General features: G+C 58.9%; 21 protein-coding genes. 13 read left to right on the top strand and 8 right to left on the bottom strand.

The genetic code is table 11. From position 1 onward, the window contains the following. Positions 1–3: 3 nt before the first annotated feature. Positions 4–1,251 carry a diaminopimelate decarboxylase gene (gene lysA / locus QN399_RS10620; RefSeq protein ID WP_322176974.1) on the bottom strand — a complete coding sequence of 416 codons (1,248 nt, stop codon included), beginning with the start codon at positions 1,249–1,251 and terminating at the stop codon, positions 4–6. Positions 1,252–1,260: 9 nt separating this feature from the next. Further along, positions 1,261–1,422, bottom strand: coding sequence for a lipoprotein (locus QN399_RS10615; protein ID WP_219063018.1), 162 nt, complete (start codon positions 1,420–1,422; stop codon positions 1,261–1,263). A 242-nt stretch (positions 1,423–1,664) separates the two neighbouring features. On the opposite strand from QN399_RS10615, the gene cyaY reads away from it, so the two are divergent. The 3 genes from cyaY (at position 1,665) to rnk (ending at position 2,798) form a co-directional block, all read left to right on the top strand. Further along, positions 1,665–1,997: an iron donor protein CyaY gene (gene cyaY, locus QN399_RS10610; RefSeq protein ID WP_322176973.1), complete on the top strand. Its 333-nt coding sequence runs from the start codon at positions 1,665–1,667 to the stop codon at positions 1,995–1,997. Positions 1,998–1,999: 2 nt separating this feature from the next. After that, positions 2,000–2,236, top strand: a complete 237-nt coding sequence (locus QN399_RS10605) for a DUF1289 domain-containing protein (protein ID WP_322176972.1) — start codon at positions 2,000–2,002, stop codon at positions 2,234–2,236. A gap of 151 nt (positions 2,237–2,387) precedes the next feature. Beyond that, the gene (gene rnk / locus QN399_RS10600; protein WP_322176971.1) at positions 2,388–2,798 is read left to right on the top strand and encodes a nucleoside diphosphate kinase regulator; all 411 of its coding nucleotides are present in this window, start codon (positions 2,388–2,390) and stop codon (positions 2,796–2,798) included. A gap of 60 nt (positions 2,799–2,858) precedes the next feature. On the opposite strand, the gene QN399_RS10595 is transcribed toward rnk, so the two are convergent. The 4 genes from QN399_RS10595 to argH form a co-directional block, all read right to left on the bottom strand. Further along, positions 2,859–5,708 carry a class I adenylate cyclase gene (locus QN399_RS10595; protein WP_330200919.1) on the bottom strand — a complete coding sequence of 950 codons (2,850 nt, stop codon included), beginning with the start codon at positions 5,706–5,708 and terminating at the stop codon, positions 2,859–2,861. 204 nt (positions 5,709–5,912) lie between these two features. Next, the gene (locus QN399_RS10590) at positions 5,913–6,158 is read right to left on the bottom strand and encodes a TIGR02647 family protein (RefSeq protein WP_322176969.1); all 246 of its coding nucleotides are present in this window, start codon (positions 6,156–6,158) and stop codon (positions 5,913–5,915) included. Between the two features lie 209 nt (positions 6,159–6,367). Continuing rightward, positions 6,368–6,652, bottom strand: a complete 285-nt coding sequence (locus QN399_RS10585; protein WP_322176968.1) for a hypothetical protein — start codon at positions 6,650–6,652, stop codon at positions 6,368–6,370. Positions 6,653–6,721: 69 nt separating this feature from the next. Beyond that, entirely contained in the window at positions 6,722–8,116 is a 1,395-nt protein-coding gene (argH, locus tag QN399_RS10580; RefSeq protein WP_322176967.1) for an argininosuccinate lyase, read from the bottom strand. Positions 8,117–8,261: 145 nt separating this feature from the next. Here argH and QN399_RS10575 point away from each other — a divergent pair, with 145 nt between their 5' ends. The 8 genes from QN399_RS10575 to rsd all read left to right on the top strand — a co-directional run bounded on the left by QN399_RS10575 (position 8,262) and on the right by rsd (position 15,786). Next, positions 8,262–9,344: a sensor histidine kinase gene (locus tag QN399_RS10575; RefSeq protein WP_330200918.1), complete on the top strand. Its 1,083-nt coding sequence runs from the start codon at positions 8,262–8,264 to the stop codon at positions 9,342–9,344. Continuing rightward, on the top strand, positions 9,341–10,087 hold the full coding sequence (locus QN399_RS10570; protein WP_322176965.1) for a LytTR family DNA-binding domain-containing protein: 747 nt from the start codon (positions 9,341–9,343) through the stop codon (positions 10,085–10,087). The genes QN399_RS10575 and QN399_RS10570 overlap by 4 nt, the downstream gene beginning before the upstream one ends. Positions 10,088–10,250: 163 nt before the next feature. Further along, complete coding sequence (hemC, locus tag QN399_RS10565; RefSeq protein WP_330200917.1) at positions 10,251–11,192, top strand: hydroxymethylbilane synthase; 942 nt, start codon at positions 10,251–10,253, stop codon at positions 11,190–11,192. Further along, on the top strand, positions 11,189–11,956 hold the full coding sequence (locus QN399_RS10560; protein ID WP_322176963.1) for a uroporphyrinogen-III synthase: 768 nt from the start codon (positions 11,189–11,191) through the stop codon (positions 11,954–11,956). The genes hemC and QN399_RS10560 overlap by 4 nt, the downstream gene beginning before the upstream one ends. Before the next feature lie 134 nt (positions 11,957–12,090). Further along, entirely contained in the window at positions 12,091–13,149 is a 1,059-nt protein-coding gene (locus QN399_RS10555; protein ID WP_322182938.1) for a uroporphyrinogen-III C-methyltransferase, read from the top strand. Continuing rightward, positions 13,146–14,384 carry a heme biosynthesis protein HemY gene (locus QN399_RS10550; protein WP_322176962.1) on the top strand — a complete coding sequence of 413 codons (1,239 nt, stop codon included), beginning with the start codon at positions 13,146–13,148 and terminating at the stop codon, positions 14,382–14,384. Before QN399_RS10555 ends, QN399_RS10550 begins: the two co-directional genes overlap by 4 nt. A gap of 205 nt (positions 14,385–14,589) precedes the next feature. Further along, entirely contained in the window at positions 14,590–15,105 is a 516-nt protein-coding gene (locus tag QN399_RS10545; protein WP_322176961.1) for a disulfide bond formation protein B, read from the top strand. Between the two features lie 207 nt (positions 15,106–15,312). Further along, on the top strand, positions 15,313–15,786 hold the full coding sequence (gene rsd / locus QN399_RS10540; protein WP_322176960.1) for a sigma D regulator: 474 nt from the start codon (positions 15,313–15,315) through the stop codon (positions 15,784–15,786). A 54-nt stretch (positions 15,787–15,840) separates the two neighbouring features. Here the strand turns inward: rsd and QN399_RS10535 are convergent, their stop codons facing one another. Continuing rightward, positions 15,841–16,518 (bottom strand): FKBP-type peptidyl-prolyl cis-trans isomerase, encoded by a 678-nt coding sequence (locus QN399_RS10535; protein ID WP_322176959.1) that lies wholly within the window; start codon positions 16,516–16,518, stop codon positions 15,841–15,843. A gap of 214 nt (positions 16,519–16,732) precedes the next feature. Here QN399_RS10535 and QN399_RS10530 point away from each other — a divergent pair, with 214 nt between their 5' ends. Continuing rightward, complete coding sequence (locus tag QN399_RS10530; RefSeq protein WP_330200916.1) at positions 16,733–17,611, top strand: AlgP family protein; 879 nt, start codon at positions 16,733–16,735, stop codon at positions 17,609–17,611. Here the strand turns inward: QN399_RS10530 and QN399_RS10525 are convergent. After that, the gene (locus tag QN399_RS10525) at positions 17,608–18,072 is read right to left on the bottom strand and encodes a TIGR02444 family protein (protein WP_330200915.1); all 465 of its coding nucleotides are present in this window, start codon (positions 18,070–18,072) and stop codon (positions 17,608–17,610) included. The genes QN399_RS10530 and QN399_RS10525 overlap by 4 nt on opposite strands. Positions 18,073–18,118: 46 nt before the next feature. On the opposite strand from QN399_RS10525, the gene QN399_RS10520 reads away from it, so the two are divergent. Continuing rightward, positions 18,119–20,029 carry an ATP-binding cassette domain-containing protein gene (locus tag QN399_RS10520; protein ID WP_330200914.1) on the top strand — a complete coding sequence of 637 codons (1,911 nt, stop codon included), beginning with the start codon at positions 18,119–18,121 and terminating at the stop codon, positions 20,027–20,029. Positions 20,030–20,118: the final 89 nt, after the last annotated feature.

Genomic DNA, 20,118 nt, shown 5'->3' with positions numbered 1-20,118 from the left:
GGGTTACTCCGGCAGCAGGCTTTCGCCAGCAAACAGCTCTGCCACAGTCTCGCGGCGGCGCACTTCGAACGCTTCGGCGCCATCGACCAATACTTCGGCGGCGCGGCCGCGGGTGTTGTAGTTGGAACTCATGACGAAACCATAAGCCCCAGCCGAATGCACCGCCAGCAAATCACCCTCGGCCAGCACCAGTTGGCGCTCCTTGGCCAGGAAGTCACCGGTTTCGCAGATCGGTCCGACGATGTCGTAAGTGCGTGGCTGGCCGTCGCGTGGGCGAACGGCGCTCACGTCCATCCAGGCCTGATACAACGCTGGACGAATCAGGTCGTTCATCGCCGCATCGACGATGGCGAAATCTTTGTGTTCGGTGTGCTTGAGGTATTCAACCTGGGTCAGGAGCACGCCGGCATTGGCTACGATGAAGCGACCGGGCTCGAACACCAGTGCCAGGTCGCGACCGTCAAGACGCTCACGCACAGCCTTGATGTAGTCGCTGGCCAGCGGGGGTTCTTCGTCGCGATAACGCACGCCCAAACCGCCGCCAAGATCCAGATGGCGCAAGTGAATGCCGCAATCGCCAAGGCGATCGACCAGCGCCAGCAAGCGATCCAGTGCATCAAGGAACGGCGGCAGGCTGGTCAGTTGCGAGCCGATATGGCAATCGACGCCGACTATATCCAGGTTCGGCAGTTGCGCGGCTCGGATGTACACGTCTTCGGCGTCGGCGATGGCGATGCCGAACTTATTTTCTTTGAGCCCGGTGGAGATGTACGGGTGGGTGCCCGCATCGACATCCGGGTTGACGCGCAGGGAGATCGGCGCGCGTACGCCCAGCTCTGCGGCCACCACTTGCAGGCGCTCCAGCTCGTCGGTGGATTCGACGTTGAAGCAGTGCACGCCGACTTCCAGGGCGCGACGCATGTCTTCGCGGGTCTTGCCGACGCCGGAGAACACGATTTTTCCGGGTTCGCCGCCAGCGGCCAGCACGCGTTCCAGCTCACCCCGGGACACGATGTCGAAACCAGCGCCTAAACGCGCCAGGACATTGAGTACAGCCAGGTTGGAGTTGGCTTTTACCGCAAAGCACACAAGGTGCGGCATACCGTCCAGTGCATCGGCATAGGCACGGTATTGCGCTTCGATGTGCGCGCGGGAGTAGACGTAGGTCGGCGTGCCGAAACGCTCGGCAATGGCAGACAACGCTACAGCCTCCGCGAACAGTTCACCGTCGCGGTAGTTGAAGGCGTCCATGGGTGTTCCCTAGTAAGTAGAGTGCTTATGCGATTGCGATTGCGATGATTTTGCTTGGTCTTCAGGGGATTTGCTGTCGTCGGGCAGGTACAGCGGCCCTTTCTGACCACAGGCAGAGACGAGGCAAGCGACCGCGAGGAGCGCAGCAAGGGAAGAGATCAGGCGCTTCATGGCGAAATCCTTTGTAAAAGCATTAATTGCGCACGAGTATACCGGCCACCCAGCGCCTTGCCTATGCGGCCGCCTACCCGTCCGGCGGGGCTCCGGGCAAGGCCCTGATGATTTGTCCCGGCGCGATGATGCATTATCGACATTGCCGCCTGCTGTTGGGCGGGTATGCTTTGCATTTGTCCGAGTGCGACCGTATCTTGCGGCGCTGCGTCACCGGTAGACACTTTTTTGAGGTTCCCGTAATGAGTTTGACTGAAGCCCGCTTTCACGATTTGGTCGATGCCACCCAGCAAGCGCTGGAGGATATTTTCGATGAGAGCGATCTGGATCTGGACCTGGAAAACTCGGCCGGCGTGCTGACCGTAAAGTTTGAAAATGGGACCCAGCTGATTTTCAGCCGCCAGGAACCGTTGCGTCAGCTATGGCTGGCCGCGCGTTCCGGTGGTTTCCATTTCGACTACGACGAAGAGGAGAAGCGTTGGGTGTGCGACTCCAGTGATGAGTTGCTCAGCGAAATGCTCGCACGCATCACTCTGGACCAGGCCGGCGTCGAACTTGAGTTCGACGAGATCTGACAGTGGCCGACAGTACCGCTTCAGCGCCAGTCAAGCCGGCGAAACCCTTGTTCAGCAATGTCAGCCCGGCAGTGCCGTCGCCCTGCATCAGCGTGTGCCGGCTCGATGAGCAAAAGGTTTGCCTGGGTTGCTGGCGTCCAGTCGAAGCTATTCGCGAATGGCGCTCGGCTGATGATCACCGGCGCCGGCAGATTTGCGCGGAGGCCGAGCAGCGCAGGCTAGGCCTCACTCGAACGTGAGTGGCTGTCCGCTAAACCTCGCCGGCTTGTGTATTTATTAGGCTATGATAGTGTCCGGGCATGCCTCATTTGCTTGAGGCCCGTCAAAACCCCGCCCGAATCGGCGGGGTTTTGCTTTTATCAGGCAGAATAAAAGGAGCCTGTCAGGATCATGAGCACCGCACCTTCAATCATCCTCACCCGACTCGACGTGCAACGTCTTGAGCGTCTCCTCGACAGCCTGGATGAGGGCACGCCGGGCATTGAAGCGCTTCAAGCCGAGTTGGATCGCGCCGAACAAGTGGTCGGTCACGAAGAAGTGCCTGCCGGTGTCGTGACCATGAACTCACGTGTGCATTGCCGCGAAGAAAGCAGTGGCAAGGATTACCACCTGACACTGGTCTACCCGCAAGATGCAGGCGCCGAAGGCACGGTGTCGGTGCTGGCGCCGGTCGGCTGTGCACTGCTGGGCTTGCAGGTTGGTCAACACATCGACTGGCCCGCGCCCGGCGGCAAGACGCTGAAGCTGACGTTGCTGGAAGTGGAATATCAGCCGGAAGCGGCGGGTGAGTACAACCAGTAAGGCCCCTGATCGCGGGCAAGCGCGCGTCTACACGTAGAGTGCCTGCCCTGCGGTCGCAGCTCAGGCTGCATCCATTGCGCTATTCAGCGCTCTTTCCAGATCCGCTTTGTAGCGTAGAAACAGAATGCTTTGCCCGCATACATCGCCCAGTAAACCGGACAGATCAAGGTCGGTGATGTAGCAGCGATAGCGCTCGGTTTCGCTGCGTTGTTCGAGAATCTGTTGGGCGACCACGGCGAATAACTGCTCACCATATTCCAGTTCGGAAAACTCTCGGTGGTTGCAGTACAAGGTGACATTCACCTGTCCTGGCGCCGCTTCGTCAATGATTGCCTGCACGTCATAGAACGGCTTTTCGAGTGGGATGGCGGGCGTCACGCGAGGCTCTACTCGCCGGGCGCGGCCTGCGCCGGTGGGCAGCACCTGGTAGTACAGGGTTTCCAGCGAGGATTGCTTCAGCGGGTTGTCCAGCGGCAGCAGGGCGCCACGTCGATACACCAGCGACTGGAAGAAGCGTTGCAGCGGCACCAGCAGGCTTGATTCATCGTGGTACGGCAAACGCTGATGCCATAACGCGTTGTGCTCATCGAGCACATAGAGGTCTGCGTGGGGTTCGTTGATTCGGTAAAACACCTGAATGCATTCCGGCTGGCCATGGGGCAGGATCAGCGTCAGGTCATGCTCATCCAGTGCGTTCGTGTCCAGGTGCAACGGGCTGTAGCTCGGTAACTCCTCGCTCAAGTAATCAAGCAGCGCTGGCAAGCTGGGCAATGCCACGTGATTGACGTGTCCGGGCACCATTTCCAATACGTGGTAGTGCTGCTGAACCTGGATCAGGTAACGGTGATTGAGGCGTCGGGTGAGCAGCAATTGGGCGGTGTGGACCAACTCTTCGACCCGCTGGGCAATGGCTGTCGCGCGGTTATGGCAGAAGCAGCGCACGCGCACATGCGGTTGCTCCGGGCCTTCGGGCAGGTTGCTGAGGAATTCGCTCAGGCAGTCGAGTAGCGCATGGGGCCCGTCGTAACGGCTGACCAGTATTTCATTCCAGCTGTTGAGGGTGATCTGGTCGAGGGTCAGCACCAGATTTTCCCGAACGCCAGCATAGCTCAGCGAGTCGGTGCGTTCGGTGGTCATCAGGATATTCAGGTCCCGGTGATGTTTGAGCGGATCGATGCCGACGTTGATCAGTAACAGCACTTCGCTGGGCACGCTGGGGCGCAACAGCGATTCTTCGCTGACACTGGCGAGGGGCATTTCTATGGCCTGCTGCAGGCTGCCGATCAGGTTGAATAACTCAAATTCGGTCAAATCACTGCTGCCGGGGTGCAGCGCCAGGCGCGTGGTGGTGTCGATCACGTTGTTGCGATGGCACCAGACCAGCAGTTCAAGCAATTCCCGACTGCGTTTGATCGGTGAAAAATGCTCCCATTCCTGGGCGCCAAGGCTGCCGTTAAACAGGCCCCATTGGGTTTTTCCCGGCTCGCGGCGATTGGGCGAATGCACCAGTGTCAGTGTGTCTTCGGCCAGGTCCGGGGCGATGCCCGGATTGATGAACTCGACCTTGCCGGCCTTGCGCTCGAAGGCGGCGTACAAACGACGGCCGAGCACGTTCAGGTCGCGCTTGTTGATCACGCTGACCGCCTGTTGCGTGCGGGCAAACTGAGTGAGAAACCGGTAGCTGTAATTGAGCTCGTTGACCAGCGCGCGGCGTTCAGTGGTGACCTGTCGGACTTTCCACTGGCTGCGACTGTCGAGCAGCGCCAGGTGGCGTTCGTCCCAGCCCCATTCCTTGGCCAGTCGCTCCAGCAGCACGTGCTGCCAACGGGAGGTACGCTGGCGTGCGGAGCCGGTGAGCTTTTTGTTGACCTTCAAATACAGGCTGCGCCGCACCAGTTCCAGACGCTCCGGTTCGTTCCGGGCGTTGAGGTACTCTTCTATGCGTCGGTACACAACCATGTACGGGTCCAGCTCGTCGAGGTCGAGCTTGTTGGCGAAGACCGCCTGTTTGAAGCGCAAACTCAGACACTGCCCGTGCGGATGTTCGCTGGCATAGACCTCGATCAGCAACAGTTTGAGCACCGACTTGTAAGGCGACTCAATGCCTTTAAACAGCTGCCACAGGCCTGCGCCAATGAACTCCCCAGGTGGAATGTGCGCCATATGACCGAGGTCGAGCATCTCTTCGGCCCGGATGAAGCGCTTGGACAGCAGCGTGTGGACGTACTCGCTGTACCGCTGTTCGTCGTAGACCGGCACCAGCCACCATAAGGGTGTGCGGCCTGCCAGCCAGATCGCGGTGCGATAGAACTCGTCCAACAGCAGATAGTGCTGGGTGGTGCCGCAATCTTCCGAGCTGAGTTGGGCGTCGCGCTCACCGAGGGTGAAGCGTTTTGGATCGATCAGAAAGAAGTGTGCTTCAGCGCCCTGGGTCGCTGCCCACGCTTCCAGTGCCTGGCATTTTTTGCGCAGTTCGGTGAGCGCGTCCTCGCCCAGCTCGGAGTCGTGACAGACCCAGACATCCATGTCGCTTTGCTCGGCCTGGGCCAACGTGCCAAGGCTGCCCATCAGGAACAGGCCGTGGATCGGCTGCGGCGGATTGCCGTGGCGCGGCTTGTAGGAGAACGATCGGGTCAGTCGTTGGGCTTCGGCCAGTGCCAGGGTATCAGGTTCATAGCTCGTCACCCCGGCAGGCGTGCTGCCGGAAACGTAACCGGGTAGCAGCGGGTGATTGACGTGAAAGAACAGCGGCAGCAGCGTCAACACGGCCTGTTGCCGGGTTGACAGACCTTCCATTGCACGGCCGAGCCGCCCATCGTTGAGGGTCAGAAAGCGGGCGCGCAACTGGTTGAGGACCTTGCGGTCGATCCCCTCATCCAGGTCGGGACGAATTTCATACGTACGCGTCATCGCAAATAACCGGCGGGCGAGGCTCGAAAGGAGGGCTCAGGGCGATGAGCAGTTTACAGCCTGTGATCAGGTACTTTTAAGCTGATTATTTATTTTGACGTCAAAATTTGAACGAGTGCACTTCGGGGAAAATGAAGAGCATGAGGAAGGGCTCGCGAATTGGTTATGAGGGAGAACCAAACCTCCCGCGAGCCAGGCAGCGTTTCAGGCCGTTTCGGTTACATTCAGGATGGTCAACAGCGATTGGGTATGCTCGGCAGCTTCGAGCCCTAGACTGGTCAGATAACCGCCATCGGGTTGGGTGATCAGCCCTTTTTCGAAGAGTCGCTGTACTGCTGCAATCGCGGCGGGAGCGGCTACGTGATGGACTTTCAGGCCCTCAAGGGTATTGCCCAGATTGAACAGTGCGAGGATTTCCAGTTCGGCAACCAAATCAGGGGTATACGACATAGGCACTCCAGACATTTCCAGTAATACGCGGCAGCAGGTCTGTGGAGTGTCTCGAGTCAAGGCACAGGAACGAGCTGTTCTGCGCTTATTGAGCTCTTGAGGACCCATAAAGCCGGCTTGGCGTGACAGCCCCGGAGGTTATGCGGCAGCGGGGCCTTTGCAGTGTAGTCAGGCTGTAGCTTTTTTGCCTATGTATCTCTGGCCGGTCGTCATTTGGCTTCGGGCGGCAGCTCTGGCAGGGCGCGAAGTGCCTGTTCGTACCACTCAGTATTGAAAGGACGGTCCTCTTCAAGCAACGCATCAATTTCAACCGCCAGCACGTGGGCCATAAGCTGGAGGATTTCTGCACGCTCGTAACCCACCAGGGTGAGTTTGTTGAACGTGGCTTTGGCAGCGGGTGGATTGTCGCTTTCGATCTGGTTTTCGATGGCCTGAGTCAGGGTCGATTCAGCGAATTCTTCGTCATCGTCGTTGTTGTCAATTTGATCGGTCATAAATGTTCCTGAAAAAAGAAGGCTGTGTAGGAGCGCGCTTGCAACTCCGCGCTCCTGCAGGCTTTTATTTTAGCGGGTTGCCAGCAGCGCCTTGCCACGCACCACGGCCGCTTTGACCTGGGCGGGAGCCGTGCCGCCGATGTGGTTGCGGGCGTTGACCGAGCCTTCGAGGGTCAGCACCGCGAACACGTCCTGATCGATCTGGTCGCTGAACCGGCGCAGTTCTTCCAGGCTCATCTCGGCCAGGTCCTTGCCGCTTTCCACGCCGTATTTCACCGCATGCCCAACGATTTCGTGGCAATCACGGAACGGCAGGCCGCGACGGACCAGGTAGTCCGCAAGGTCGGTAGCGGTGGAGAAGCCACGCAAAGCCGCTTCACGCATGATCGCGTGCTTGGGTTTGATCGCCGGGATCATGTCGGCAAACGCACGCAGTGAGTCGCGCAGGGTGTCGGCGGCGTCGAACAAGGGTTCCTTGTCTTCCTGGTTGTCCTTGTTGTAGGCCAGTGGCTGGCCCTTCATCAAAGTCAGCAGGCCCATCAATGCACCAAAGACCCGGCCGCTTTTGCCGCGCACCAGTTCAGGCACATCGGGGTTTTTCTTTTGCGGCATGATCGAGCTGCCGGTGCAGAAGCGATCAGGCAGATCAATGAATTGGAACTGCGCGCTGGTCCACAGCACCAACTCTTCCGAGAAGCGCGACAGGTGCATCATCGCCACGCTGGCCGCAGCGCAGAACTCGATGGCGAAGTCACGATCGGAGACGCTGTCCAGCGAGTTGCCGCCGACAGCATCGAAGCCCAGCAGCGTGCAGGTCAGTTCGCGATCAATCGGGTAGGTGGTGCCGGCCAGCGCCGCGCTGCCCAATGGCAAGCGATTGAGGCGCTTGCGGCAGTCGACCAGACGCTCGTAGTCACGGCTGAGCATTTCGAACCAGGCCAGCATATGGTGGCCGAAGGTCACCGGCTGTGCGGTTTGCAGGTGGGTGAAGCCGGGCATGATGGTCTCGGCTTCACGCTCGGCTTGCCCCAGAAGACCTTCTTGCAGGCGGGTGATTTCGGCCAGGATCACATCGATTTCGTCGCGCAACCACAGGCGGATATCGGTCGCGACCTGGTCGTTACGGCTACGTCCGGTGTGCAGTTTTTTGCCGGTGATACCGATGCGGTCGGTCAGACGCGCTTCGATGTTCATGTGCACATCTTCCAGGTCGATACGCCAGTCAAAATTGCCGGCTTCGATCTCGGACTGAATGGTTTTCAGGCCGTCGATGATGGTGTCGCGCTCGGCGTCGGTCAACACGCCGACGTGGGCCAACATGGTCGCGTGGGCGATGGAGCCCAGGATGTCGTGGCGATAGAGGCGTTGATCGAAGGTGACGGAGGCGGTGAAGCGGGCGACGAACGCGTCGACGGGTTCACTGAAGCGGCCGCCCCAGGACTGATTGGTCTTGTCGGTGCTCATGGGTTCGCTCGTTAGTCTGCAGGCTGCTGTTTAAAAAAATATGGCGTGGCCGATTTTGAAATGGGCGCAGCGATAATAACAGGGTTGCTGTTATTTTATCCTTGACCGGCTTGCCGCTGGGTCCCGTGACGCAGAGACTGGTCCAATGCGAAATAACCGTTTGAACCCGGGTGCAGCGCCAGCGCCCGGCAAAGAGTTCTTCTTGCCCGAACTGTGCCTGCCTCAGGCATTATTGGTGCTTGTCGTGCTGGCCGAACTATTAGTGATGGTGCTGGTGTTGGTCGAGCCCATGTACCCGATGTTCGATTGGGTGCGACTGGCGTTGATTTCGCTGTTTGTACAATGGATCGTGCTGCTCTCGGCAGCCTTGATGTGCGGGCTTCGGCCTTGGCTGGCGCGCCTGCGTGCGGGTGTCGCAGGTCTTTTGTGTTGCGTGCTGGTGGTTGGCTTGACCCTGCTGTGCACGGCGGTGACCGACTATTGTGAGCTGGATGGATCGGCTTCAGTTGGCGCAATGGTCGAGCGTTATCTACGGTATTCGTTGATTGCCTTGATTATGTCTGCGTTGATGCTGCGTTACTTTTATCTGCAGAGTCAGTGGCGCAAACAGCAACAGGCCGAATTGGGGGCCAGGATCGAATCGCTTCAGGCGCGCATTCGCCCGCACTTTCTGTTCAATACGCTCAACAGTATTGCTAGTCTGGTGGCCAGCGATCCGGTCAAGGCCGAGCAAGCGGTGCTGGATCTTTCCGACCTGTTTCGTGCCAGTCTTGCCAAGCCGGGGAGTTTGGTGACATGGCATGATGAGCTGGAGTTGGCGAAACGTTATTTATCAATTGAGCAATATCGTCTTGGCGAACGTCTACAGTTGGAGTGGGCAGTGAGTGCAATTCCAGACGACTTGCCGATTCCACAGCTAACCTTACAACCACTGCTTGAAAACGCCTTGATCTACGGGATTGCTCCTCGGGTCGAAGGCGGCGTAGTAAGGGTTGAAGCAACCTATAAAAAGGGAGAGTTCATATTGTGTGTCAGCAATCCCTATGACGAAGTCGCCAAAAGGCAGACTTCTAACGGTACTCATCAGGCGCTGGTAAACATTGGTGCACGCATTGCGGCACTTTTTGGTCCCCGCGCCAGTCTGAGCGTGGAGCGCCGTGACGGTCGTCACTTCACCTGTCTACGCTATCCTTGTGCGAGACTTACGCAGGAAGCCAAAGCAATATGAATGTCCTGATCGTTGATGACGAACCCCTGGCCCGCGAGCGACTAAGCCGCCTGGTCAGCGAACTCGAGGGCTATCGGGTCCTCGAACCCAGCGCCACCAATGGTGAAGAAGCCTTGGCGTTGATCGACAGTCTCAAGCCTGATGTCGTGTTACTCGATATCCGTATGCCCGGCCTGGATGGTCTGCAAGTCGCCGCTCGATTGTGCGAGCGCGAGACGCCGCCCGCGGTGGTGTTTTGCACCGCCCATGACGAGTTTGCCCTGGATGCCTTTAAGGTTAGCGCCGTGGGTTATCTGGTCAAACCGGTGCGTGCCGAGTATTTGCTCGAAGCTTTGAAAAAAGCCGAACGACCCAATCGGGTGCAGCTGGCGGCATTGACCCGGCCAGCAGCCGAAAGCGGCACTGGCCCGCGGAGCCATATCAGTGCGCGAACCCGCAAAGGCATTGAACTGATTCCGCTCAACCAAGTGATTTATTTCATCGCGGATCATAAGTACGTGACCCTGCGCCATGAAGGCGGCGAGGTGCTGCTGGACGAGCCACTCAAGGCGTTGGAGGATGAGTTCGGTGATCGTTTCGTGCGTATCCACCGTAATGCACTGGTCGCCCGTGATCGCATCGAGCGCTTGCAACGTACGCCTTTGGGCCATTTCCAGCTGTTTCTCAAGGGCCTCAATGGTGATGCGTTGATCGTCAGCCGTCGGCATGTGGCCGGAGTGCGCAAGATGATGCAACAGTTGTAAAACGGCGCGGGCAAGCCCTTGCAGGAGTGCGCTTGCCGGCCGTAGCGGTTTGTTGAGTGCCTAAATGTTGATCCTGCAGATGCCATCTCGGGCAAGCGCGCTCCTACTGAGGTAATGGCTGAGCTGTTATTATCCGTCAAATCTATCAAGTACGGATTTACCCATGTCCTCTCGCGAAATCCGCATTGCTACCCGCAAAAGTGCGTTGGCCCTGTGGCAGGCCGAATACGTTAAATCCCGTCTGGAGCAGTTTCATCCAGGGCTGGTCGTGACGCTGGTGCCCATGGTCAGTCGTGGCGACAAACTGCTCGACTCGCCGTTGTCCAAAATTGGCGGCAAGGGTTTGTTCGTCAAAGAGCTGGAAACGGCCCTGCTTGAGCATGAAGCCGACATCGCGGTGCACTCGATGAAAGACGTGCCCATGGACTTCCCCCCAAGCCTTGGCTTGTTCTGCATCTGCGAGCGTGAAGACCCACGCGACGCTTTTGTGTCCAACACGTTCTCCAGCCTGGATCAGTTGCCTGCGGGCAGCATCGTCGGCACGTCGAGCCTGCGTCGCCAGGCCCAATTACTGTCGCGTCGACCTGATCTGGAAATCCGTTTCTTGCGGGGTAACGTCAATACCCGACTGGCGAAACTGGATGCCGGCGAGTACGACGCGATCATCCTTGCCGCCGCCGGTTTGATTCGTCTTGGTTTCGAAAACCGCATCACCTCGGCAATCAGCGTCAACGACAGCTTGCCCGCTGGTGGCCAGGGTGCGGTTGGCATCGAATGCCGTAGCGCGGACACTGAAATTCATGCCTTGCTCGCACCGCTGCATCATGCCGACACGGCTGTGCGGGTTACCGCCGAGCGCGCCTTGAACAAACACCTGAATGGCGGTTGCCAGGTTCCTATTGCCTGTTACGCCGTACTTGAAGGCGAGCAGGTCTGGTTGCGTGGTTTGGTGGGCGACCCTGCGGGAGGTCTGCTGCTCAACGCTGAAGCCCGAGGCCCGCAATCCGAGGCTCAGGCACTGGGTGTGCAGGTCGCTGAAGCGTTGCTGGCCCAGGGCGCGCAAGCCATTCTGCAAGCGGTGTATGGCGAGGCAGGCGAAGAGTGACCGGTTGGCGCCTGCTGTTGACCCGTCCTGCGCAGGAATCGGCAGCGCTGGCGACAGTGCTGGCCGAGGCCGGCATTTATAGCAGTAGCCTGCCGTTGCTGGACATCGAGCCGCTGGCGATTACGCCGGCGCAGCGCTCGATCATTTTCGATCTGGACCTTTACCGCGTGGTGATCGTGGTCAGCAAGCCGGCCGCACGTCTGGGTTTGGCGTTGATCGACGAGCTCTGGCCGCAACCGCCGATACAGCAATGGTTCAGCGTTGGCGCGGCGACCGCGCAGATTCTTGAAGACTATGGCCTGGACGTCACTTATCCCGCGCGCGCCGACGACAGCGAAGCGTTGCTTGCGCTGCCGCAGTTGCAGCAAGCGCTGGCGCTGCCGGGAGCGCGCGTATTGATTCTGCGTGGGGAAGGTGGCCGGGAGTTGCTGGCCGAGCGGTTACGCGATCTAGGTGCTAGTGTCGACTATCTGCCGTTGTACCGACGTAATCTGCCGCATTATGCAGTTTCGGAGTTGCCACGACGCATCGCAGCGGAACGCTTGAACGGCCTGGTGGTCAGCAGTGGGCAGGGGTTTGAACACCTGCGTGAATTGGCGGGCGATGCCTGGCCTGATGTGGCCCGGTTACCGCTGTTCGTACCGAGCCCCCGGGTTGCCGAGTTGGCGCATGCCGCCGGGGCCCGGACAGTTGTTGATTGTCGTGGCGCTAATGCCGCGGCTTTGCTGGCGGCGTTACGGGAACACCCCGGGCCCGCCCTCTAGACGTAGCAAAGGCGAACTCTTTCAGAATAGAGTCGTCATTGATGTGACTGCGCCCTAATGCAAAGGATGGATACGTGAGCGAAACAGTCTTGCCTAAAGAGAATCTTGAACCGCGGCTTGAAGCGCCTGCGCCAATGTCGACCGAGCCTTCAAAGCGCCGTGGCAATAGCTTGGTGATTTTAGCGTTACTGCTGGGGGCTGCGGGTGTTGCTGCTGGTGGGTGGGGTGTCTGGCAGGTGCGCATTCTGCTGGCGGGCCATCAGCAACAGTCGGGGCAATTGCAGGATATTGGCGCGCAGACTCAGACGCTCAAAGAGAACGAGCTCCAGTTGGCGATGCGTCTTGCACAGTTGCCTGCAGCGGATGAACTGGAAAATCGTCGGCGGCTGGTCGCCCAGCTTCAGGGCGATCAGCAGCGCCTGAGCCAGCGCCTGGAAACCGTGCTGGGTGCCAGCCGAAAAGACTGGCGACTGGCCGAGGCCGAGCATCTGGTACGTCTGGCGAGTTTGCGCTTGTCGGCGCTGCAAGACATCAACAGTGCTCAGGCGCTGGTGCAGGGTGCGGATGAAATCCTTCGCGAACAGGATGACCCGGGTTCCTTTGCCGCACGCGAGCAGTTGGCTAAAAGCCTGGCTGCGTTGCGCAGCGTGGAGCAACCTGATCGCACCGGCCTGTTTCTGCAATTGGCGGCCTTGCGTGATCAGGCCGCACAGCTCAATGCGTTGGCGCCCGAATATGAAGACAAGGGCGGGTCGTTGCTGGGATTGACCTCCGACAGTGACACCTCCAGTCGTTGGGTGCAGTGGTGGGATAAAATCTCGCACTACATTCGTATTGACTTCAATGCGGACAAGAACATTCGTCCACTGTTGGCCGGACAGAGCCTGACACAGGTTCGACTGGCTTTGACCCTGGCGCTGGAGCAAGCTCAGTGGGCAGCCCTCAATGGCGAGCCGCAGGTGTATACCCAGGCCCTGACTGAAGCGCGCAGTGTGCTGCTCGGTAATTTCAATCAGGACAACCCGCAAAGCAAGTTCCTGGACGAGCGCATTCAAGCCCTGATTACTCAGCCGGTATCGGTGATGACACCCGATCTAGCGCAAAGCCTGAGCGCCGTGCAGGCTTACCTTGAGCGTCGTCATGCGTCTGTCGAGCAGCCTGCCGCACCTGCCAAGCAGGAGGCCCGTCCATGAAGCGTGCCTACCTGATCCTGTTCGGGGTGATTGTTGTCGCGGCGTTGATTGGCGTCGCTATCTCCGAGCACTCAGGCTACGTGTTGATCGCGTACCAAAACTTCCGTTACGAATCGAGCCTGTGGGCAACGCTGGCGCTGCTGGTGGTGATCTGGCTGGTGGTTTTCCTGCTGCGGGCTTTGTTCAATCTGCTGACAGCATCGGGTGGGGTGGTCAATCCGTGGTCGCGGTATAACCGCAGCCGTCGTGTGCAACTGGCGATCGAGCAAGGTCAGATGGACCTCGCCGAGGGCCGTTGGGCCAGTGCCCAGCGCCACCTCCAGCGTGCCGCCGAAGCTGAGCGTCAGCCGCTGTTGTATTATCTGGGCGCTGCACGCGCGGCAAATGAACTGGGCCGTTACGAGGACTGTGACAACCTGCTTGAGAGAGCGCTGGAGCGCCAGCCGCAAGCCGAGCTGGCGATTGCGTTGAGTCATGCGCAGTTGCAGCAGGATCGTAGTGACATCGAGGGTGCACTGGTGACCTTGCAAGCGATGCATGACCGCCATCCGCATAACGCCCAGGTGTTGCGCCAGTTACAGCGTTTGTATCAGCAGCGAGGGGATTGGTCGGCACTGATTCGACTGATGCCCGAGCTGCGCAAGGACAAAGTGCTGCCGCCGTCTGAGCTGGCGGAGCTTGAGCGCCGTGCCTGGGGTGAGAATCTCTCCCTTGCAGCGCAACGCGGGGAGGAAGGCGAAGCGGGTCTGCAGTCGCTCAACAAAGCCTGGCAACAGCTCACGTCGGCACAACGTCAGGAGCCGCCGCTGGTCTTGGCCTATGCCGAGCAATTACGTCAGCTGAGCGCCGATGCCGAGGCGGAAGAGGTGCTGCGTACAGCACTCAAACGCGACTACAACAGTCATCTGGCCCGTCTTTACGGATTGTTGCGGGGCCGCGATCCCGCGCGACAACTGCAAACAGCTGAAGGTTGGCTCAAAAGTCACCCTAATGATCCAAGCCTGTTATTGACGCTGGGTCGTCTGTGCCTGCAAAGCAGTCTGTGGGGCAAGGCGCGGGACTATCTGGAAAGCAGTCTCGGCCAGCAGCGTAACCCAGAGGCTTGCGCCGAACTGGCTCGCTTGTTGGCGCAACTGGGGGAGACCGAGCGCAGTAATCAGCTGTTTCAAGAAGGTTTGGGCATGCTTGACGAGCGTTTGCTGGCACGTCCGCTTCCGGCAGTGGGTCGGGCCTAGGTTGGGTGTGTCCGCCCCATTTTGTAGGAGGCGTCCTGCCGCCCAGTAGGGCGCAGGAATGATCTTGCAGAGAGCGGTATTTATTCCGTTCAACTGCGTCGGCACATGCCTACATCATTGCAGAAGTATCGCTATGCCCTCGCCTTGAAAGGGTTATGCGCTTTCCTCTACCGTAATGGCCCTCGCACTCTGTTACGGATTAGCCATGCACCTGGCCCGCTCGCGTTCTCTGTTCCTCTTGGCATTTATTGCCAGTGTGTTTGTCACTTGCGTAGCGTTATATCTGGAGTATGGCGTAGGGCTTCGGCCCTGCTCGCTGTGTATCCTGCAGCGCGCCTTTTTGATCACTTTCGGTGTCGTCTGCCTGGTCGCGGTTGTACATTCGCCTGATAAGGCCGGTTGGCGGATGTACTCGTTTATCGCCTTGCTCTGCGCCCTTTCGGGGGCGGTGGCGGCGGGGAGCCAGGTCTTACTGCAAAGCCCGCTTCGGGGCGACGTGGCGGCCTGCCTGCAAGCGCAGAACGCTTCGCAGGAGGCGATGCCCCTGTTCCTTGCGCAGGCATTTGAATGCGCCGCCGGCTGTACTGAAATCCATTGGTCGCTGCTGGGTATGAGCGTTGCCGAATGGAGCCTTTTGGCGTTCGCCGGCATGATTTTTTTTGCGGCTTACCCGTTGTTTCAGCGCGTCGGCGTCGGCGCGAACGATGCACAGGAAGCCTGAAATACGGGTAAATATTAAACGCTTGTATGAACTTTATCTCCTGCGTACCTTGATGGGGTTGGCGTGCGGGCATAATCTTGGCCGCACGCGTCATTGGAAATATGCTGCCTACCTGGCTTTATCAGACCCGTCTCTGTCATCGAGATTTATTAGAACGTCTGGAGGCGGGTACAGAGCAGCATGACCCTGAAGGGAAGAGAGATCATCATGTTGGAAAGTTGTCAGAATGCTCAGGAGCGTTGGGGCGGGGTCAATCTGCTGATCGATCGCTGGTTGCAGGAGCGTCACGAGCTGGTTCGAGCCTACGGTGCTCTCGGCGGGACGCCCGAGGCGTTGGCGGATGACCGCGTATCATTGCAGAAATTCTGCGAAATTCTGGTCGATTACGTTTCAGCGGGGCATTTCGAGGTCTACGAACAGCTGACCAATGAGGCCAAGGCCTTCGGCGATGAGCGTGGCCTTGAGTTGGCCGAAAAGATTTATCCGCGCCTGGATGTCATCACTGAAGTGGCGTTGGCGTTCAATGATCGCTGCGACAAAGGCGATTGTACCGATGGCGAAGTCGTTGCCGTTGAGCTCAAGAAGCTGGGCGGTCTACTGCATGAACGCTTCGAACTCGAAGACTGCCTGATCGAAGTGCTGCATACATCCCATGAAATAAAAGACGTGGCCCAAGCCTGAAGTCTCGACATTACCGGGCGCGCGCCCTGCGCCCCGGTTTCTGATACCCCGCTCTTACGGAGCGACACCCAATAGCTCAATATCGAACACCAGCGGCGTGTAAGGATCAATCAGATCCCCGGCGCCCTCTGCGCCATAGGCTTGCGCGGAAGGAATGACCAGCCGCCATTTCGCACCTACCGGCATGCCTTGCAATGCGCTGGTCCAGCCAGCAATCACGCTATCAAGGCGGAACCATTGCGGTTGGCTGTTTTGATCGAAGATGGTCCCATCCGGCAACCGACCTACATAGCGCACTTGCACTCGGTCCGAAGTCGTCGGTTTTGGACCGTTGCCAGGTGTCAGCTCTGTCAGCAGAATCCCGTCCTCCAAGACACGAACGCCCGGCTTGGCTTTTTCGCTGTCCAGGAAGCGTTGCTCGGAACTCATCGCAATTTCGCTTTGCGGCTCTGGTGGCGGACTGTCTTCTGCCTGCGCCATGGAGGCATCATGGTCTCTGAGTATCTGTTCAATGCGTTCATCTTTAAGCGCGAGCGGCTTGCCTTCATAGGCCCGCTGCAGTCCTTCGATCAGTGCCGGAAGCTGCAGGTTCGGAACCTCCTGGCGCAGGCGCTCGCCAAGGCTCGCGCCCAGACTGTAGGCCAGGTCATGGTCATTGGCAGGGGTGGCAGTTTCAGCAGCGTGAGCGAGTGGTAGCAAGAGAAACAGAGACATTAATACGTAACGCGACATGGTGCTCTCCAGCCTGGGAAGAGGGCAATTATGCCAGTGCAATCGCTAAGGTGTTGCTCGGTATGAAAGGAATTTCATGAGGTTGTCACACGCTCCTCTACCAACTTTCATCCCGTCGTGAACCGCACGGCCATTGTTACTGTCAACATGGCCTAGCGGCGGTGCAGGCAGAGGTCTAGTATGAGCCGCAATCAAGCCAGCCAGGAGGTCAGTCATGTCGGCCCAAAAGAAGCCAGTAAACACCCCATTGCATTTGCTCCAACAGCTCTCGAGCAGCCTGCTCGAACATCTTGAAACTGCTTGTTCCCAAGCGATGGCTGATGCTGAAAAATTGCTCGCCAAATTGGAAAAGCAACGCGGTAAAGCTCAAGAAAAACTGCACAAATCCCGTATCAAACTGCAGGATGCCGCTACCGCCGGTAAAGCCAAGGCGCAAGCCAAAGCCAAGCAGGGTGTGTCTGAACTTGAAGAGCTGCTCGATGCGCTGAAATCTCGTCAGTCCGAAACCCGCACTTACATTCTGCAGCTCAAGCGCGATGCTCAAGAGAGCCTGAAGCTGGCTCAGGGCATTGGTCGTGTCAAAGAGGCCGTGGGTAAAACCTTGAGCCTGCGTGATGCAAAACCGGTAGCCGTAAAAGCCTCTGCACCTGCAGCCGCCAAAGCTCCGGCTAAAACAGCCGCCGCGAAGGCTCCTGTAAAAGCGGCAGCAAAAGCTCCGGTCAAGGCGCCTGCCAAACCCGCTGTTAAAGCGCCCGTCGTAGCCGCCAAGCCAGCCGTAAAAGCTGCCGCCAAACCTGCCGCGAAAAAAACGGTTGCTGCAACCGCTGCTAAACCTGCTGCCAAGCCGGTCGTCAAACCTGCGGTCAAGGCACCTGTTAAAGCGGTCGCCGCCAAGCCGGCAGCCAAACCTGCTCTGGCTAAAGCGCCAGCTGCCAGGGCTCCCGCCAAAGTGGTTGCCAAGCCTGCTGCAGTGAAACCAGCCGCCAAGCCTGTTGCAAAACCTGCAACGCCGTCAGCGTCGACCACGCCGACTGCCGTTGCCCCTGCAGCAGCGCCAGCTACTGGCAACGTCACACCTGTCAGCGCTTCCTAAGGCTGGTTCGCCTCGACGCGCAGCACGTGCAGCGCGTCGAGGTTCTGGGGGGCAGCGTCGCCAGCAAGACCTTCCAGCCACGCCATCAGATCCTTCGTTGTCCCTGCTGACCAGTCCTGCGTCAGTGCTTCAAGCCGCGAAAGCAATTCGCGCTCGGCCTCCAGTTCCAGCCCCTTTACCTGCTCGCGCAACTTCCCCCACTCGACGTCATTGACCACCGCTGCTCGCCAACGGATGCGTAATGCCCTGAGTGGTTGCACCACTTCATCGTGCCAGGGCGTGGCCAATTGTCTGATTTCCCGCAAACGGTCGGCGGTGCAAGCCACTCCACGTTGCCCCAGCCAGGCACCACACAGCAGGGTGCAGACGTTGGCCCCGCTGGCTTGCAGGCGCAGGCATGCCTGTTCCACACCCGGGCGGGTATAAAGAATGAGGGTGAAACTCCACAGATCAGAAGGCATAGTCATCTACTTGTTTCGGACGAAGCTGGTAGACTCCGCCGCCATTATGATTCGACTTCAAAACCTGACTTTACAGCGTGGCCCGCAACGTCTGCTAGAAGACGCTGAGCTGACCCTGCACCCCGGCCATAAAGCCGGCCTGATCGGCGCCAATGGCGCCGGCAAATCGAGCCTGTTCGCTTTGCTGCGGGGTGAACTGACCCCGGACGGCGGCGATTGCCTTGTGCCTGCCGATTGGCGCATTGCTCACATGCGCCAGGAGGTCGACACGCTCGATCGCCTGGCCGTGGACTATGTTCTGGACGGCGACTTGCGCCTGCGCCAGGTACAGAGCGATCTGGCAGCCGCCGAAGCCGCGCATGATGGCGCCGCCCAAGCGCGCTTGCATGCCGAGCTGGACAGTGCCGACGGCTACACTGCCGATGCACGAGCGCGAAAGTTGCTTGCCGGGCTGGGCTTTACCAATGAACAGACAGAACGTCAGGTCGGAGATTTCTCCGGTGGCTGGCGGATGCGTCTGAACCTGGCGCAGGCGCTGATGTGCCCGTCGGACCTGTTGCTGCTCGATGAGCCGACCAACCACTTGGACCTCGACGCCATTCTTTGGCTCGAAGACTGGCTTAAGGGCTATACCGGCACCCTGTTGCTGATCTCCCACGACAGGGATTTCCTTGATGCGGTGGTGGATCACATCGCTCACGTCGAGCAGAAAAAAATCATTCTTTACCGCGGGGGCTACAGCGCCTTCGAGCGGGCCCGTGCCGAGCGTCTGGCCCAGCAGCAGCAAGCCTACGACAAGCAACAAGTGCAGCGCGCGCACATGGAGAAATTCATTGCACGCTTCAAGGCTCAGGCGACCAAGGCCCGTCAGGCTCAAAGCCGGATCAAAGCCCTTGAGCGCATGGAAGAGTTGTCGGCGGCGCACGTCGATTCGCCGTTCGACTTTACCTTCCGTGAGTCCGATAAAATTTCCAGCCCGCTGCTCGATCTTTCGGATGCGCGTTTGGGCTACGGCGAAAGGGCCGTGCTGGAAAAGGTCAAATTGCAGCTTACGCCGGGTGCGCGAATCGGTTTGCTCGGTCCTAACGGGGCGGGTAAATCGACGCTGATCAAAAACCTCGCGGGCGAGCTTGAGCCATTGAGCGGGCGATTGGTGCGTGGCGAGAACCTGATTGTTGGCTACTTCGCTCAACATCAGTTGGACTCCCTCGACTCCAAAGCCAGCCCGCTGTTACACCTGCAACGTATTGCGCCGACCGAGCGCGAGCAAACCTTGCGCGACTTTCTCGGTGGTTTCGACTTCCGCGGTCCGCGGCTGGACGAGCCGGTACTGAATTTCTCCGGCGGCGAAAAAGCGCGTCTGGCATTGGCCTTGATCGCTTGGGGCAAGCCAAACCTGTTGCTGCTCGACGAACCGACCAACCACTTGGATCTGGAAATGCGCCTGGCTTTGACCATGGCCCTCCAGGAATTCAGTGGCGCGGTATTGGTGGTTTCCCACGATCGGCATTTGCTCAAAAGCACCACCGACGATTTCTTGTTGGTGGCAGATGGGCTGGTGCAGACCTTCGATGGCGACCTGGAAGATTACGCGCGCTGGCTGGTGGACTACCGTCTGCGCAATGCACCGGTCAGCAACACGCCGGTCAATGCCGATAAAACCGACAAAAAAGCCCAACGCCAACAGGCTGCGGCTTTGCGTCAACAGTTGGCACCGCACAAGCGTGAGGCTGACAAGCTTGAGCGCGACCTCGGCACGTTGCATGAAAAGCTGACCAAGGTCGAAGCCGCATTGGCCGACAGTGCGAACTACGAGGCGGCGAACAAAGACAAGCTGCGGGACCTGTTGGCCGATCAAGCCAAGCTGAAGGTGCGTGAAGCCGAGCTTGAAGAAGCCTGGATGGAAGCCCTTGAGATGCTTGAAGGCATGCAGGCCGAGCTGGAAGCCTTGTCCTGATCAATGCGCGGGCCTGTTGTGCATTGGCACGCAGGCCTTAAATATAAATAGTCATTTTTCGGCGCAAACATTAGCTTAGAAGGCATTCC

Origin of the sequence: Pseudomonas sp. 10C3, from assembly GCF_036346185.1 — a bacterium.
Classification (GTDB): Bacteria; Pseudomonadota; Gammaproteobacteria; order Pseudomonadales; family Pseudomonadaceae; genus Aquipseudomonas.
This window is presented reverse-complemented; position numbering and strand designations above follow the sequence as displayed.